Annotated in this window: 12 protein-coding genes and 4 tRNA genes; all 16 read right to left on the bottom strand. The window is 54.1% G+C overall.

The window, feature by feature from the left end; translation table 11 throughout:
* Positions 1–38: 38 nt before the first annotated feature.
* Positions 39–4,253 (bottom strand): DNA-directed RNA polymerase subunit beta', encoded by a 4,215-nt coding sequence (gene rpoC / locus ACMHYW_RS01565; protein WP_414500607.1) that lies wholly within the window; start codon positions 4,251–4,253, stop codon positions 39–41.
* Positions 4,254–4,396: 143 nt separating this feature from the next.
* Positions 4,397–8,473, bottom strand: coding sequence for a DNA-directed RNA polymerase subunit beta (gene rpoB / locus ACMHYW_RS01560; RefSeq protein ID WP_414500606.1), 4,077 nt, complete (start codon positions 8,471–8,473; stop codon positions 4,397–4,399).
* Between the two features lie 367 nt (positions 8,474–8,840).
* Positions 8,841–9,209: a 50S ribosomal protein L7/L12 gene (gene rplL / locus ACMHYW_RS01555; RefSeq protein ID WP_027704504.1), complete on the bottom strand. Its 369-nt coding sequence runs from the start codon at positions 9,207–9,209 to the stop codon at positions 8,841–8,843.
* Between the two features lie 89 nt (positions 9,210–9,298).
* Positions 9,299–9,808, bottom strand: coding sequence for a 50S ribosomal protein L10 (gene rplJ, locus ACMHYW_RS01550; protein WP_027704503.1), 510 nt, complete (start codon positions 9,806–9,808; stop codon positions 9,299–9,301).
* A gap of 264 nt (positions 9,809–10,072) precedes the next feature.
* The gene (gene rplA / locus ACMHYW_RS01545) at positions 10,073–10,765 is read right to left on the bottom strand and encodes a 50S ribosomal protein L1 (RefSeq protein WP_414500605.1); all 693 of its coding nucleotides are present in this window, start codon (positions 10,763–10,765) and stop codon (positions 10,073–10,075) included.
* Between the two features lies 1 nt (position 10,766).
* Entirely contained in the window at positions 10,767–11,198 is a 432-nt protein-coding gene (gene rplK / locus ACMHYW_RS01540) for a 50S ribosomal protein L11 (protein WP_027704501.1), read from the bottom strand.
* Between the two features lie 123 nt (positions 11,199–11,321).
* Positions 11,322–11,855: a transcription termination/antitermination protein NusG gene (gene nusG / locus ACMHYW_RS01535; RefSeq protein WP_027704500.1), complete on the bottom strand. Its 534-nt coding sequence runs from the start codon at positions 11,853–11,855 to the stop codon at positions 11,322–11,324.
* Positions 11,856–11,868: 13 nt separating this feature from the next.
* On the bottom strand, positions 11,869–12,243 hold the full coding sequence (gene secE, locus ACMHYW_RS01530; RefSeq protein WP_027704499.1) for a preprotein translocase subunit SecE: 375 nt from the start codon (positions 12,241–12,243) through the stop codon (positions 11,869–11,871).
* An 84-nt stretch (positions 12,244–12,327) separates the two neighbouring features.
* A tRNA-Trp gene (locus ACMHYW_RS01525) sits at positions 12,328–12,403 on the bottom strand.
* A gap of 171 nt (positions 12,404–12,574) precedes the next feature.
* A tRNA-Thr gene (locus ACMHYW_RS01520) sits at positions 12,575–12,649 on the bottom strand.
* A gap of 7 nt (positions 12,650–12,656) precedes the next feature.
* Positions 12,657–12,730, bottom strand: a tRNA-Gly gene (locus tag ACMHYW_RS01515).
* Between the two features lie 33 nt (positions 12,731–12,763).
* Positions 12,764–12,847: transfer RNA gene (locus ACMHYW_RS01510), tRNA-Tyr, on the bottom strand.
* Between the two features lie 120 nt (positions 12,848–12,967).
* Positions 12,968–13,807 carry a type III pantothenate kinase gene (locus ACMHYW_RS01505; protein WP_414500604.1) on the bottom strand — a complete coding sequence of 280 codons (840 nt, stop codon included), beginning with the start codon at positions 13,805–13,807 and terminating at the stop codon, positions 12,968–12,970.
* On the bottom strand, positions 13,804–14,784 hold the full coding sequence (locus tag ACMHYW_RS01500) for a biotin--[acetyl-CoA-carboxylase] ligase (RefSeq protein ID WP_414500603.1): 981 nt from the start codon (positions 14,782–14,784) through the stop codon (positions 13,804–13,806). Before ACMHYW_RS01500 ends, ACMHYW_RS01505 begins: the two co-directional genes overlap by 4 nt.
* Before the next feature lie 209 nt (positions 14,785–14,993).
* The gene (cydB, locus tag ACMHYW_RS01495) at positions 14,994–16,016 is read right to left on the bottom strand and encodes a cytochrome d ubiquinol oxidase subunit II (RefSeq protein ID WP_414500602.1); all 1,023 of its coding nucleotides are present in this window, start codon (positions 16,014–16,016) and stop codon (positions 14,994–14,996) included.
* A gap of 16 nt (positions 16,017–16,032) precedes the next feature.
* Positions 16,033–17,436: a cytochrome ubiquinol oxidase subunit I gene (locus ACMHYW_RS01490; protein ID WP_414500601.1), complete on the bottom strand. Its 1,404-nt coding sequence runs from the start codon at positions 17,434–17,436 to the stop codon at positions 16,033–16,035.
* Between the last annotated feature and the right edge of the window lie 155 nt (positions 17,437–17,591).

The following is a 17,591-nucleotide window of genomic DNA, read 5'->3' as shown; positions in this document are numbered from 1 at the left end:
ACGGGCAAGACTTATGCTACCTCGTTGTTCGCAATGCCTTATTCATCATCCGCATCGAGGGCCGTCAGCTGTGCACCGAGCTCTTGCTCAATATCCAGCGCACTCAGGCTGCTCAATGCGTCTTCAGGACTGTTACCGCGTTTACGCTGACGCTCAAGGTGATGCGCCAGACCCGTACCTGCCGGGATCAGACGACCCACGACAACGTTTTCCTTCAGGCCGCGCAAATGGTCTCGCTTGCCGGTGACGGCAGCTTCGGTCAGAACACGTGTAGTTTCCTGGAACGAAGCAGCAGAGATGAAGGATTCGGTTGCCAAAGAAGCCTTGGTGATACCCAGCAGCACACGCTGATACTTCGCCGGGAACTTGCCTTCACGCTCAATACGAGCATTTTCAGACAGTACACGCGCGATATCAACTTGATCGCCATGAATCAGCGTACTATCGCCAGCGTCGGTAATTTCAACCTTACGCAACATCTGGCGAACGATGACTTCGATGTGCTTATCGTTGATGCCTACACCCTGCAGACGGTAAACGTCCTGGATCTCGGTCGTGATGTACTTCGCGAGCTCAGAGACGCCCAACAGACGCAAGATGTCATGCGGGTTGCTCGGGCCATCAGAGATAACTTCACCCTTCTCGACCGTTTCACCTTCGAACACACCGATCTGACGCCATTTCGGGATCAGCATTTCGACCGGATCACCTTCGGAAGGCGTAATCGTGAGACGACGCTTACCTTTGGTTTCCTTGCCGAAAGTAACGGTACCGGAAATTTCCGCCAGGATGGACGGCTCTTTCGGTTTACGTGCTTCGAACAGATCGGCAACGCGCGGCAGACCCCCGGTGATATCCTTGTTACCCGACGCCTCTACAGGAATACGTGCAACAACCTCACCCACCCCGATAACGTCGCCGTTATCAGCAGACACGATGGCGTTACCCGGCAGCATGTACTGAACCGGCGTATTGGAACCCGGCAGCGTGATGTGCTTACCAGCATCATCCAGCAGCATGATCATCGGACGCATGTCGCGGCCGGAGGTAGGACGGTTACCGACTTCCATGATCTCGATGGAAGACAGACCAGTCATCTCATCCACCGTACGGTGCATGGTATGACCTTCGTCCATATCGGTGAACTGGATCTTACCTGCCACCTCGGCAATGATCGGGTGAGTGTGCGGATCCCACTTCGCTACCACTTGACCGGCTTCGACGCGCTCGCCTTCACGAACACCCAGCTCGGCACCGTACGGCATCTTGTAGTATTCACGCTCACGACCCTGCTCGTCGGCAATCGCCAGCGCACTGGAACGAGAAACGACAATCAGCTTGCCATCCGCACGCTCAACAGACTTCATGTTGTGCAGACGGATCGTACCACCGTGCTTGACCTGTACGTTGTCGATGGCAGAGGCACGAGATGCCGCACCACCGATGTGGAACGTACGCATGGTCAGCTGTGTACCCGGCTCACCGATAGACTGTGCAGCGATAACACCGACGGATTCACCAACGTTGACCACGTGACCACGGGCCAAGTCGCGACCGTAGCAGGCAGAACATACGCCGTGCTCGTTTTCACAGGTAATGGCACTGCGCACGACGATTTCGTCGATACCCATGCCATCCAGACGACCACACCACTCTTCGTCCAGCAGCGTCCCTTTCGGGATCAGTACGTTGTCATTGGCATCAACGACATCTTTGGCTACGACACGACCCAGCACACGCTCAGCCAGGGAGACGATGATATCACCGCCTTCGATGACCGGGTTCATCACCAAGCCGTCTTCAGTGCCACAGTCTTCACGCGTCACAACAACGTCCTGCGCAACGTCTACAAGACGACGTGTCAGGTAACCGGAGTTAGCGGTCTTGAGTGCCGTATCCGCCAGCCCCTTACGAGCACCGTGAGTCGAGATGAAGTACTGGAGTACGTTCAGACCTTCACGGAAGTTCGCGGTGATCGGCGTTTCGATGATGGAACCATCTGGCTTCGCCATCAGACCACGCATACCCGCCAGCTGACGAATCTGTGCAGCACTACCACGAGCACCAGAGTCGGCCATGATGAAGACGCTGTTGAACGAGTCTTGTTCGACTTCGTTGCCGTCGCGGTCGATGACTTTCTCTTTCGAGATATTCGCCATCATCGCTTTAGCAACTTTATCGTTCGCCTTGGACCAGATATCGATAACCTTGTTGTACTTCTCACCCGCGGTAACGAGACCCGAGGAGAACTGGCTTTCGATTTCTTTGACTTCTTCTTCGGCCGCCGCAACGATTTCTGCTTTGGAGTCAGGAATAACGAAGTCGTTAACACCGATGGAAGCACCTGACCACATGGCCATGCGGAAACCGGTGTACATCAGCTGGTCAGCAAGAATGACCGCTTCTTTCAGACCGACCGTACGGTATGCCGTATTGATCAGCTGAGAGATAGCTTTCTTCTTCATCGGGCGGTCAACGTTCTCGAACGCCATGCCACGCGGAATGATGCGGAACAGCAGCGCACGACCAACCGTGGTGTCATGGATGGAGGTGTGTTCAACGAACTCACCGCTTTCTTCATCCTTGGCCCACTCGGTCAGACGGACTTTGACACGAGCATGCAGATCAACGCTCTGAGTACCAAAGGCGCGCTCAACTTCATTCAGGTTAGCGAAGACCATGCCTTCGCCTTTAGCGTTGATGCGCTCACGGGTCATGTAGTACAGACCCAAGACAACGTCCTGAGACGGTACGATGATTGGATCACCGTTCGCCGGAGACAGTACGTTGTTGGTAGACATCATCAGCGCACGCGCTTCGAGCTGGGCTTCCAGTGTCAGCGGTACGTGTACCGCCATCTGGTCACCGTCGAAGTCGGCGTTGTATGCCGCACAGACGAGCGGGTGCAGGTGGATAGCCTTACCTTCGATCAGCATCGGTTCGAAGGCCTGGATACCCAGACGGTGCAGCGTCGGTGCGCGGTTGAGCATGACCGGATGTTCGCGGATGACATCAGCAAGGATGTCCCACACTTCCGGAACTTCACGCTCGACCATTTTCTTGGCCGCTTTAATTGTCGTTGCCTGACCGGAGGCCTGAAGCTTGGCGTAGATGAACGGCTTGAACAGCTCAAGTGCCATTTTCTTCGGCAGACCACACTGATGCAGACGCAGCGTCGGGCCTACTGTGATAACGGAACGACCAGAGTAGTCGACACGTTTACCCAGCAAGTTCTGACGGAAACGACCCTGCTTACCCTTGATCATGTCAGCCAAGGATTTCAGCGGGCGTTTATTGGAACCAGTAATAGCACGACCACGGCGACCGTTATCGAGCAATGCATCGACGGATTCCTGAAGCATGCGCTTCTCGTTGCGCACGATGATGTCCGGAGCATTCAGGTCCAACAGACGTTTCAGTCGGTTGTTGCGGTTGATGACGCGGCGATACAGATCGTTGAGATCTGAAGTCGCGAAACGGCCACCATCCAGCGGTACCAACGGACGCAGATCCGGCGGCAACACAGGCAATACTTCCATCACCATCCATGCAGGACGGTTACCGGATTTGTAGAACGCTTCCAGCAGCTTGAGGCGTTTGGAAAGCTTTTTGATCTTGGTATCAGAGTTGGTCTGCGGAATCTCTTCGCGCAGGCGTTCAATCTCTTCACCCAGCTCGATCTCGGCCAGCAGAGCCTGGATCGCTTCGGCGCCCATGCGAGCGTCAAAGTCGTCACCGAACTCTTCCAGCGCTTCGAAATACTGTTCATCGTTCAGCAGTTGCCCTTTTTCAAGGGTCGTCATGCCAGGATCGATGACCACGAACGATTCGAAATAAAGGACGCGCTCGATATCACGCAGCGTCATGTCCAGCAGCATACCAATGCGGCTAGGCAGTGATTTCAAGAACCAAATATGCGCAACAGGGGATGCCAGTTCGATATGCCCCATGCGCTCACGACGTACGGAAGCCTTGGTGACTTCGACACCGCATTTTTCACAGATGATGCCGCGGTGCTTCATCCGCTTGTACTTGCCGCAGAGGCACTCGTAGTCCTTTACCGGGCCAAAGATTTTGGCGCAGAACAAGCCGTCACGTTCAGGCTTGAAGGTACGGTAGTTGATGGTCTCTGGCTTTTTGACTTCGCCATAGGACCAGGAGCGAATCATATCCGGCGAGGCGAGCGAGATCTTGATCGCATCGAACTCATCGGAATGAGCCTGCGATTTGAGTACTTTCACCAAATCTTTCATAACATCGGCTCCGTGCGGAGTTGTCATGTGCAATGCGACGGACTCAGGCGGCCAGCGCACACTGCAAACCAACAGGAATTACGGTCAAGCGTTTGGCAACACCCGTGCCGCCCCTAGGGCAGCACGGGCGCTCCAATCGCGGCTCAGCCTTCGAGTTCGATATCGATACCCAGCGAGCGGATTTCTTTGACCAATACGTTGAAGGACTCAGGCATACCTGCCTGCATCGTATGGTCACCATCGACAATGCTCTTGTACATCTTCGTACGGCCTTCGACATCGTCGGACTTGACCGTGAGCATTTCCTGGAGCGTATAAGCAGCACCGTACGCTTCGAGTGCCCACACCTCCATCTCACCGAAGCGCTGACCACCGAACTGAGCTTTACCACCCAGCGGCTGCTGCGTAACGAGCGAGTAGGAACCCGTAGAACGTGCGTGCATCTTGTCGTCTACCAAGTGGTTCAGTTTCAGCATGTACATGTAGCCAACGGTAACGGGGCGATCGAATTTCTCGCCGTTACGGCCATCGTACAGCTCGACCTGACCGGATTCCGGGATGTCTGCCAAGCGCAGCAGTTCCTTGATTTCGGATTCCTTGGCACCGTCGAATACCGGCGTTGCAATCGGTACACCGCGAGACAGGTTCTTCGCCAGATCAATGATTTCTTCATCAGAGAAGCTGTCGAGTTCTTCTTTACGACCACCCGTCTTGTTGTAGACCTGATCGAGGAACTCACGGATTTCCTTGACCTGCTGGCCACGAACATCCTTCAGCATACGGTTGACTTTTTCGCCAAGGCCGAATGCCGCCATACCCAAGTGAGTTTCGAGGATCTGACCAACGTTCATTCGAGACGGAACGCCCAACGGGTTCAGTACGAAGTCGACCGGCGTACCGAATTTATCGAACGGCATGTTCTCGACAGGCTGAATCGCAGAGATAACACCCTTGTTACCGTGGCGCCCTGCCATTTTATCACCCGGCTGGATGCGGCGTTTGACGGCAAGGTAGACCTTGACAATCTTCAGCACGCCCGGCGCGAGGTCATCGCCCTGAGTCAGCTTGCGTTTCTTGTCCTCGAAGCGCTCTTCCATCTCTTTGCGACGATTTTCGAGCTGTTCGTTGGCCTGAGCCAGCAGCTCATTCAGGGCTTCATCCTGCATACGCAGGCTGAACCACTGGTCGTGCGGCAGAGAATCAAGGTAGCTGCCTTCGACGACATCACCTTTCTTCAGGCGAGGACCACCGTTGACGGCTTCACCAGACAGTACGCGATGCAGACGTTCAAACGTTGCTTTTTCAGCAATGCGGAACGTTTCCTGCAGATCTTTGCGGACTTCAGCCAGCTGTGTCTGCTCGATGGACAGTGCACGCGGATCTTTCTCTACGCCATCGCGAGTGAAGACCTGAACGTCGATGACCGTACCACGCATCCCGGTAGAAGCACGCAGCGACGTGTCTTTAACGTCGGAGGCTTTCTCACCGAAGATGGCGCGCAGCAGTTTTTCTTCCGGCGTCAGCTGGGTTTCACCTTTCGGCGTTACCTTACCGACCAGAATGTCGCCCGGGTTGATCTCAGCACCGATATACACGATACCGGATTCGTCCAGCTTGTTGAGCGCAGCTTCACCAACGTTCGGGATATCGGAAGTGATTTCTTCCGGCCCAAGCTTGGTGTCACGAGATACGCAGGTCAGCTCCTGGATATGCACCGTAGTGAAACGGTCATCCTGAACGACACGCTCAGAGATGAGCATGGAGTCTTCGAAGTTGAACCCGTTCCACGGCATGAACGCGATACGCATGTTCTGACCCAGTGCCAGATCACCCATATCAACGGACGTACCGTCGGCCAGAATGTCACCACGAGAAATCATGTCGCCCGGCTGTACGATCGGACGCTGGTTCTGACAGGTGTTCTGGTTAGAACGAACGTATTTAGTCAGGTTGTAAATATCAACACCCGCTTCACCACCCACGATCTCGTCTTCGTTCACACGAATGACGATACGTTTGGCGTCAACGGAGTCGACCTTACCACCACGGCGCGCAACAGCGCAGACACCGGAGTCACGCGCAACAAAGCGTTCCATGCCGGTACCGACCAGAGGCTTGTCGGACTTCAGCGTCGGAACTGCCTGACGCTGCATGTTCGATCCCATGAGTGCGCGGTTAGCGTCATCGTGCTCAAGGAACGGAATCAATGCCGCAGCCACAGAAACGACCTGACGCGGTGACACGTCCATCAGGGTAACCTTTTCAGGAGACATAAAGGTGGTTTCACCTTTATGACGCACCTGAACCAGGTCATCACACAGACGGCCTTCTTCGTCGACGCCAGCAGAAGCCTGAGCGATAACAAAATCGCCCTCTTCGATGGCGGACAAATGAACAACGTCGTCCGTCACTTTCTGATCAACGACCTTACGATAAGGCGTTTCCAGGAAACCATAGCTGTTGGTACGGCTGTAGGTGGCCAGGGAGTTGATCAGACCGATGTTCGGACCTTCAGGCGTTTCGATCGGGCAGAGACGACCATAGTGGGTGACGTGTACGTCACGCACTTCGAAGCCTGCACGTTCACGCGTCAGACCACCCGGCCCAAGTGCGGATACGCGACGTTTGTGCGTAACCTCGGACAGCGGGTTGTTCTGGTCCATGAACTGGGACAGCTGGCTGGAGCCAAAGAATTCTTTAACGGCAGCAGCAACCGGCTTGGCGTTGATCAGATCCTGCGGCATCAAGCCTTCGCTTTCGGCCATGGACAGGCGTTCCTTGACGGCACGTTCAACGCGCACCAGACCCACACGGAACTGGTTCTCTGCCATTTCACCGACGCTACGGATACGACGGTTACCCAAGTGGTCGATATCGTCCACTTCACCGTAGCCGTTGCGGATGTTGATCAGCTCTTTCAGCACGTCGATGATATCGTCGTGCGTCAGGATACCGGGGCCTTCGTCGCTATCGCGGCGCAGACGACGGTTGAACTTCATGCGGCCGACAGCAGACAGGTCGTAGCGGTCTTCCGAGAAGAACAGGTTGTTGAACAGCGTTTCTGCCGCATCCTTGGTGGGCGGCTCGCCCGGACGCATCATACGGTAGATTTCGACCAGCGCCTCAAGCTGAGAGCTGGACGTATCGACTTTCAACGTATCGGAGATGAATGAACCCGCATCCAGATCGTTGGTGTAAAGCGTTTCGATACGCGTAATGCCAGCTTTGCCCAGTGCTTCGATGACTTCAGGCGTGATTTCGGTATTACATTCGAAGATCAGCTCACCCGTATCCGGGTTGATCTGATCGTGAGCCAATACTTTGCCGAACAGGTATTCCATCGGCACACGCAGACGCGTGATATTGGCTTTTTCCATCTGACGGATGTGTTTCTGAGTGATGCGACGGCCTTCTTCGACAATCACATTCAGCTCAGCATCGCGGATTTCGAAAGATGCCGTTTCACCGCGCAGGCGTGCCGGTACCAGTTCGACAGAGAAACCGTTGTTTTCGATATGGAAGACGCTAGTATCGAAGAACTTGTCGAGGATCTCTTCCTGAGACATGCCCAGCGCACGCAGCAGAACAGTTGCCGGCAGTTTGCGGCGACGGTCGATACGAACGAAGACGTTGTCACGCGGATCGAACTCGAAGTCGAGCCAAGAACCACGGTAAGGAATAATTCGAGCAGAATAAAGAAGCTTGCCAGAAGAGTGGCTTTTGCCTTTATCGTGATCGAAGAACACACCCGGGCTGCGGTGAAGCTGGGAAACGATGACACGTTCAGTACCGTTAATGATAAAGGTACCGTTGTCCGTCATCAGGGGAATTTCCCCCATGTAGACTTCCTGCTCCTTGATGTCTTTGACCGCTTTATTGGCGGATTCCTTGTCAAAGATCACCAAGCGTACTTTTACGCGCAGCGGTGCGGAATAAGTGACACCGCGGAGCTGGCATTCCTTCACGTCGAAGGCAGGGGTTCCGAAACGATAGCTAACGTATTCAAGTACCGCATTGCCGGAGAAGCTCTCGATCGGGAATACGGAATTGAACGCAGCATGCAGGCCTGTTTCGCGGCGCGATGCAGCCGGCAGGTCCTGCTGGAGGAAATCGTGATAGGAATCAAGCTGAATGGCCAGCAAATAAGGCACATCCAACACTTGGGGCAGTTTGCCGAAATCCTTGCGGATGCGTTTTTTCTCAGTGTATGAGTAAGCCATCTGTATTCCCCAGCTTGTTCACCATGAGTGACCGGCGCAGTCGGTACTCGTTGGCAGTACGTGGCCCCGACAGGCGCCAACGGCAAGTCTTCAGTTCCTGAACGACTCGCCGTTGTAAAGTGTAAGGTCAGCTTATTACTGATTACTGACAGCACGATTGACGTGTAGACTCGGCAATGATGCTGTTTTCAGCGAGGCGGAAGGGACAGGTCAGCTGAAGGTCCTGCCCGATGCATCCTGATAGCCTATTTTCCGGCCAGAGCTGCGTAATCAACACAGTTCCTAGCAACAGAAAAAGGCTGGCGACGGATTTCCGTCACCAGCCGTGTACGCAGTTTAGACAGCGTACGAGGCGCTATGCATGAGCTTACTTGAGCTCTGCTTTGGCGCCAGCTTCTACCAGCTTCTTAACAGCTGCTTCAGCTTCGTCTTTCGGCATAGCTTCTTTCAGAGTAGCCGGAGCGCCGTCAACGGCAGCTTTGGCTTCTTTCAGACCCAGGCCAGTGATTTCACGAACGGCTTTGATGGTGTTAACTTTCTTCTCACCAGCGTCAGTCAGAACGAGGTCGAATTCAGTTTTTTCTTCAGCAGCTTCGCCACCGGCCGCCGGGCCAGCAACTACTGCAGCTGCAGCAGAAACACCGAATTTTTCTTCCATGGCAGTAACCAGTTCAGCTACTTCCATGACAGTCATTTCAGCAACAGCGTTGATGATATCGTCTTTGCTAAGAGCCATCTTAAAAATTCCTAGACTTTGCGGAGCACCGTGCGTGCTCGATCAAGTAAAAAGCGTTTCAATTTACAGCAAGAACACAGACGGCCGGATTAGGCAGCCGCTTCTTCTTCCTGTTTTTTGTCACGCAGCGCAGCAAACGTACGAGCCAGCTTGCCAGCAGAAGCTTCTTTCATGACGGACAGCAGTTTCGCCAGTGCTTCGTCCATCGTCGGCAGAGTTGCCAGACGATCAAGATCAGCAGCCGGGATCAGCTCACCTTCATAAGCCAGCGCCTTAACTTCAAACGCTTCCTGGCTCTTGGCGAATTCTTTGAACAAACGAGCGCCAGCGCCCGGATGATCAGTAGAGAACGCCAGGAGTGTCGGGCCAACGAACGCTTCATTCAGGCACTCATAAGCAGTACCTTCAAGCGCACGGCGAGCCAGCGTGTTACGAACAACACGCAGAACAACACCGTTCTCGCGAGCCTGTTTACGCAAAGAAGTCATTGCGTCAACAGTTACACCACGAGAGTCAGCAACGACGACGGAGAGCGCGGCTTTGGCAGCCTCGTTGACTTCGGCAACGATGGCCTTCTTGCCTTCAAGACCTAATGCCACTGTCATTACTCCTTCGTGCCAGAACGATTCTTACATGCAAAATCGCCTGGAGTTGCTTTTTCATGCCGCCAGAAGACGGTCATGAACCGGGGAGGGCCACATCACAAAGACATGGCCCACCATCTGCGCAGGCGCCTAAAAGGCATTAAGTACCAGACACCTGCGGTCTTTGACGGCACCCGGGCAACTGCACGGGAACCGCAAAGCAGATCGATACCAAACGCAGAGAACGGTTAGTATACATCATTCGCTCTCTGCGACCAATCATGAGAGACTGGAAGTGTCGATTGTCAAGCCCGGACCCATTGTCGTAGACAGGGTAACTTTCTGAAGGTAAATACCTTTAGAAGAGCTCGGCTTGAGTTTTTTCAGGTCAGCCAGCAGTGCTTCAACGTTGCCTTTGATGGCATCCGCAGCGAAGTCAACCTTACCAACGGTAGTGTGAATGATACCGTTTTTGTCAGTACGGAAACGAACCTGACCAGCTTTGGCGTTTTTGACAGCGCCAGCAACGTCAGGAGTAACAGTACCGACTTTCGGGTTCGGCATCAGGCCACGCGGACCGAGGATCTGACCCAATTGACCAACGACACGCATCGCATCCGGAGCAGCGATGACGACGTCGAAGTCCATTTTGCCGCCTTTGATGTCTGCAGCCAGATCGTCCATACCAACGATCTCAGCGCCAGCTTCACGAGCAGCGTCAGCCGCTGCGCCCTGTGCGAACACAGCAACGCGAACGTCTTTACCGGTACCGTTAGGCATGACCGTAGCACCACGGACAACCTGGTCGGATTTACGCGGATCAACGCCAAGGTTTACTGCCACGTCGACAGATTCCTTGAATTTGACGCTGGACAGCTCGGCCAGAAGCGCAACAGCTTCTTCAACGCTGTACTGTTTGTTGGCATCCACTTTTTCGCGGATAGCCTTCATACGTTTAGTCAGCTTTGCCATCTCAGAGACCCTCCACATTCAGACCCATGCTGCGCGCAGTACCTGCGATGCAGCGAACCGCTGCTTCGAGGTCGCCAGCAGTCATGTCGGGTTCCTTGGTGCGAGCAATCTCTTCGAGCTGTGCACGCGTAACCGTACCGACTTTCTTCTTGTTCGGCTCGCCAGAACCGGACTTGATACCAGCCGCTTTCTTCAGCAGGACTGCCGCAGGCGGAGTCTTGGTGATGAAAGTGAAGCTGCGGTCGGAATAAACGGTAATAACTACAGGCGTCGGCAGACCCGGCTCAATGCCTTGAGTCTGAGCGTTGAACGCCTTGCAGAATTCCATGATGTTTACGCCGTGCTGACCCAGAGCCGGACCTACGGGAGGACTCGGGTTAGCTTTACCTGCTGCAACCTGCAGCTTGATATACGCCTGAACCTTCTTGGCCATTACCTTCTCCTTTGGGTGATAACGCCGACAAGCGGCTCCCCATACAATGACGCGCGCCCTTCGCAGTGCGCGCTCAAAAAGCGCCCCGCCGTTACAGCAAGGCACTGTTTATTCTGAAGAGAATTACTCTTTGACGACCTGAGAGAATTCCAGCTCGACTGGCGTAGCGCGACCGAAGATCAGTACGCTCACCTGCAAGCGGCTCTTCTCATAGTTTACTTCTTCAACAACGCCGTTGAAGTCAGCAAACGGCCCATCGATGACACGAACGGTTTCACCCGCATCGAAGACAGTCTTCGGACGCGGCTTATCAGAACCATCCTGCACGCGACGCAGAATAGCTTCTGCTTCACGCTGAGTGATGGGCGCCGGTTTTTCAGGCGTACCGCCAATGAAACCCATGACACGCGGCGTTTCATTCACCAAGTGCCATGTAGCATCGTTCATATCCATCTCGACCAGCACATAGCCAGGATAGAACTTGCGCTCACTCTTGCGACGCTTGCCGTCGCGCATTTCGACGACTTCTTCAGTCGGCACCAGAATCTCACCGAACTGATCTTCCATCTCATGGAGACGGACCCGCTCTTTCAAGGAGCGCAGCACCTGCTTTTCGAAGCCGGAATAAGCGTGAACGACGTACCAACGCATGGCCATACTGTGCGATCTCCTAACGATTCACGATATAGAAAACACCGTAGCCCAGAAGCGTATCGATGAGCCAGAGGAACAGCCCAACGATGAACACAGCTGCTATGACGATTACGGTAGTCTGAGTCGTTTCCTGACGCGTTGGCCACACGACACGCTGAATTTCTTTCTTGGCATTACGTCCAAGCTCAATCAGAGCGTGACCTTTAGACGTGGAAAATCCCGCAGCAAGGCCAAGCCCAGCTACGATGATGACGCCAAGAATACGATAAGGGAGGGGTTGGGTATCGAACAACGCGTTGCCGACCACAGCCAATGCTATCAGAAGAATAGCGACAAGCCATTTTACGGCATCGAAGCGCGACGCCGCCTGCACCCCGGTATTCTTTTTCATGGGATAAACTCCTGGCGTGGCGACAACTTGAAAAATGAAAAAGCCGATTGACTACCGGCTAACACACACCAACCTGGGGAAGGTTGGCAGGCCAGGAGGGAATCGAACCCCCAACCTGCGGTTTTGGAGACCGCTGCTCTGCCAATTGAGCTACTGGCCTGTATCGACACAACAGATTAACTGTTGCCTGCAGCTGAATAGGCTCCAACTGCGTACGCGAACGAGGGCATGTTAGCCAAGACGATGACATTTGGCAAGTTCGTGCCAATCAAACGCCTCACCGCGCTGACAAAAAAAGGAATGACCAACCGATCATTCCCTTCTTTGATAATGGAGCTCATGGACGGATTTGAACCGTCGACCTCACCCTTACCAAGGGTGTGCTCTACCCCTGAGCTACATGAGCCTAACCATGGAGCGGGCAGCGGGAATCGAACCCGCATCATCAGCTTGGAAGGCTGAGGTTCTACCATTGTACCATGCCCGCATGAACACCGCGCTTTTGCACTGTTCAGCAATCTGGTGGAGAGGGAAGGATTCGAACCTTCGAAGCTTTCGCGGCAGATTTACAGTCTGCTCCCTTTGGCCACTCGGGAACCTCTCCATTACAAGCGCCACATTCTGGCACTTTAGAGCATTCTTGTCAACACACCAAACTTTCTATGCAACTCAAAAGCTTGCCTGACAAGGGGTTACCCCCTGCTCTTCAACGCGGCGCATTATTTCAAAGCAGGCTAGAAAAAGCAAGCCCTTTTCGCAGCCATTCCAAGCTTTCAACCGGCGGTACAACGGGAGCCCCCGTCATCTGGCCGCTACACTCATTTTGCGTAACAGGAAATAATGCTTCCAAACCACCGTAAACCATGTCACGCCATACCGCATGAGGCATCTTCAAACCTCGCGCGATAATCTCAGAATCTCCGCCGGTAACGAACAATGGCAGCACTGCGCCATAGCGATCGCACGCTTCAGCGTACAATCGATCGATCGTACTGACCGCCGTCATGTAGACACCATGCCCCACAGCATCAAGCGTTTTCTTTCCAGGCACGCGCAGAGTGGCAGGCTCACTATCAGGGTCAATCGGCACATTGCGCGTATTCAGACGTAGGCTTTCTTTCATCAGGCGCAGCCCCGGCAATATGTACCCCCCCTGATGCTCTCCCCCCGGTAAAACGATATCCATCGTAATGGCGCTCCCGCAGTCGACCACTACACACCCTTGGCTGAGGCGATACCCAGCCAGCACTCCCAGCCAGCGATCAACGCCGAGTAATCCAGGGTGCTCGTAACCGTTGCGCACTCCTAATGCTTCCGACTCAGAGCGCGCAACGTGTACCGACATGACGCGCTTGCTCAGCATGCCAACCGTCTCTATCAGCACTTCACTGCGTGCCACGTTAGATATACGCACCACCTCCACGATATCCAGATCAGGTATGTCCTCACCTGGCCGCCACTCTTCATGCGTCCATACTGCACCACGCGCTTTGATCTGGTTACTGCTGCGCTCCTTCAAGCGCCATTTGGACAGCGTATTGCCTATATCAAGGTCAAGAATCATGAGTATTTCCGTATACTGATCTCGCCACCGGACAGCTTCTGCAGCTGACCGTCGCGCATCACTTCCAGATTACCATTGCCATCCACGTTCAAGGCACGCCCCTGCCACTGCTGAACGCCTTGCACGATATCGACATCCATATCGCGATAGGCATGGTAACGATTCCACTCATCGCGCCACGGAGCAAATCCTTCTCGCTCGAAACGTTCGAACATCACCAACAAACGTGAAATGAGGTTTGCCGCAATCTCGTTGCGCGACACCCTTCCGGCATGCATAGCAATGGATGTCACCGGTTGAGGCAGCTCTTCAAGCGTCGGCGTCTCATTCACGTTCAACCCTAGACCGGCAACCACTTCGCACGGCCCATTTACGTCTCCTCGCAACTCGACAAGAATGCCACCGAGCTTACACAGCACGCCATCGTCACGCATCACCAGTAGATCGTTGGGCCACTTCAAACGCACAGGCACGCCCATGGACTCCAGCATCTGAGCAACTTCAACGCCAATGGCCAAGCTCAACCCCTCAAGATGCGAGGCAGAAGTATCGAAACGCCATCCCAGTGATACACACAGCCCCTGCCCCAGGCTGGCAACCCATTGGCGACCACGACGCCCTCGGCCACTCACCTGCATCTCTGCAAGGCACACCTCTCCATGCCCTGCTTTCTGAGAAAACCGACGCAGAATGAAGCTGTTGGTTGAATCCAGCGACATCTCGACGAACAAGCGCGACAGCCCTTGTCGAGCAGGCGCCGTCAAGTGACTGACAATCCGAGCACCATCAAGCAGCTCTATGGGCTGCGCAAGACGATACCCCTGCCCTCGAATGCCTTCTACCTGTATACCCAGTGCTTCCAGCTTGCGAAGCTGCTTCCAGATAGCCGTGCGCGAAACGCCCAGCACTTCGCCTAGCTGCTCCCCCGAATGAAAGGCACCATCGCTCATCAACCGGATCAATTCTCGAAAATCCATGACACACTGCCTTTTTCAATGCCGCCCTACTCAGGCACAGCCTTTCGGTTATTCATACTCATACCCTTGCTATGACATCCCAAATCAATGAGTAGCGCAGTACGACATTCCGCTCTATATCCCGTTTCTCAAAGCAACGGCACCCCATGCGAATAAAAAGGCCCGGCTTCTCTACCTAAGAAGCCGGGCCCATCAGCGTTTATTGCCGATCAGTAGTGCGATAGGTTCTCAGCACGCACCTTGCCGCGGAACACATAGTAGCTATACACAGTGTACCCCAGCACCAGAGGAATGATGACCAGATATCCCACGATCAGGAAGAACTGGCTTTTCTCGCTGGAGGCCGCTTGGAAGATAGTGATATATGGCGGAATGATTACCGGGAAGAAGCTGACAAGCAGACCCGCCAGCCCTACCAAGAACAAACCGATCACCTTGGCAAAGATGGAACGCTCTTTGCGCTTGTTGATGCCAGAGATAATGCTCAGGCAGAGCGCGATGGCAATAATCGCCAGCACAACCATCAGCACGGCTCCCGGCACGGTAGACCAACGCTCGAAGACCTGCACGTTATGGATAGGCGTCCATACAGCGACGACAGCCATTGCCAACAACACCAGCAGACTCAAAGGACGAACGAAGTTGTAGGCACGGCGTTGAATAGCGCCTTCCGTCTTGACCACCATCCAGGAAGCGCCCAGTAGCGCATAGCCACAGATAAGCGCCAACCCAGTAAATACAGAGAAAGGTGTCAGCCAGTCCAGTACACCCCCTGCAAAGTGACGCTGATCTAGGTCGACGTTCAGTCCGTGAATAATACCACCCAGTACGATACCTTCAGCAAAGGTAGCGATGATGGCGCCGCAGGAGAACGCCATATCGAACATATGGCGATATCGAGTGGACTTAGCGCGGAACTCAAACGCAATACCGCGGAAGATCAACGCCAGCAGCATCAATACCAACGGCAAATACAATGCAGGAAGCACCGTGGCATACACCAGAGGGAAGGCGCCGTACAGTCCCGCACCCGCCAGAATCATCCACGTCTGGTTGCCATCCCATACGGGCGATGCTGTTCCCATCATGACATCACGATCTTCTTTTCCTTTGAAGAAGGGGAAAAGAATACCGATACCCAGCGTAAAGCCGTCCAGAACGACATACATGGCAATGGCCAACCCAATGATGGCTAGCCATGCGATGGGCAATGCCGACATTTGCTCGAACATGTTCATTCTCCTCGCCTCAACCGTCGATGCTTTCAGAGGTTGCAGACATGGGGCGCTTCGGATGACGCTCTTCGCCCGGCCCGCCCTGCGGCAACGGCGCAGTCGGTTCCTTGCGAATCAACTGCAGCATGTAGTAGATACCGATACTGAATATGACGGCATAAACCACCAAGAAGGCCAGCAGACTTATCGTCAGGCTGCCCGCACCAAGATAGGAAGCCGCGTCACGCGTTTTCAGCAACCCATAAATGACCCACGGCTGGCGCCCAGCTTCGGTAGTGACCCACCCCGCGACAAGTGCAACAAAACCGACGGGGGACAGGCACATCAGTACACGATGGAAGAGCTTCTGATCATAAAGTCTGCCACGCCAGCGCAGCAGCGCCCCCACCACGCTCAACAACAGCATAAGCATGCCAAGCCCAACCATGACGCGGAAGGACCAGAAGACCAGCGGAACGTCAGGAATTTCATCCTTGAATTCACTCAGCCCTTGAATCTGGCCACTCCAGCTGTGTGTCAGGTACAAACTGGCAACATGTGGAACCTCAATGGCAAAGTCGTTTTTGCCTTCCGCCATATTCGGCAATGCGAACAACGTCAGAGGCACACCATCACTTTCCTTGCCTGCTTCAGGCCCCCAATAACCTTCCATGGCGGCCAACTTGGCAGGCTGATGGTGCAACGTATTCAAGCCGTGCAAGTCACCAGCAACAATCTGGATAGGCATTGCCACGATAGCCATCCACATGGCCAGCGACAGCATTGTGCGCGCACCTTCGTTCTTGCGATCACGAAGAAGATGGTAAGCGCCAACCCCTGCCACCAGAAATGCAACGCAGATATAAGCCGCCATCACCATGTGCACAAAGCGATATGGGAAAGAAGGATTGAAGATAACCTGCAGCCAGTCAGCCGGCAGAAAACGACCATTAACCACTTCATAGCCAGACGGCGTCTGCATCCAGCTATTGGAAACGAGAATCCATGTTGCAGAGATCAGCGTCCCCAAAGCGACCATGAACGTTGCAAAGAAGTGCACGGACCGGCTAACACGCTGCTCACCAAACAGCATGATCCCCAAAAAGCCCGCTTCCATAAAGAAAGCTGTCAGCACTTCATAGGTCAGCAACACCCCTGTGATGTCACCACCCTTTTCAGCGAAACCGCTCCAGTTGGTACCAAACTCATATGCCATGACGACGCCCGTCACGACCCCCAGCCCGAAGGCGACGGCAAAGATACGAATCCAGAATCTATAGAGCTGGTGATAGACATCTCGTCCCGTCTTCAACCACAACGCTTCCAGAGCCACCAAGAAACTGGCAAGCCCTATTGATAGCGCAGGGAAGACTATATGGAACGATACCGTGAAAGCGAACTGAAACCTCGCCAGATCGATGGCATCTAAACCAAGCATTGAGCCACTCCTTGTGATGTTGGCAGCTCCCCTACCACTGCCTACGGGGTTCATCTAATTAGCCGAGCATTATAGTAGGCTTTAGCCTGTACTTTACAGCGCAGAATAGAATTTCCTGAACGAAGAGTTTCCGCAGCTAAAATCCAAACCACCCA

Origin of the sequence: Zymobacter sp. IVIA_12111.31 C1, from assembly GCF_047495495.1 — a bacterium.
GTDB lineage: Bacteria > Pseudomonadota > Gammaproteobacteria > Pseudomonadales > Halomonadaceae > Zymobacter.
Note: the sequence above shows the minus strand (reverse complement) of the source record. Positions and strands in the feature narration are given on the sequence as shown.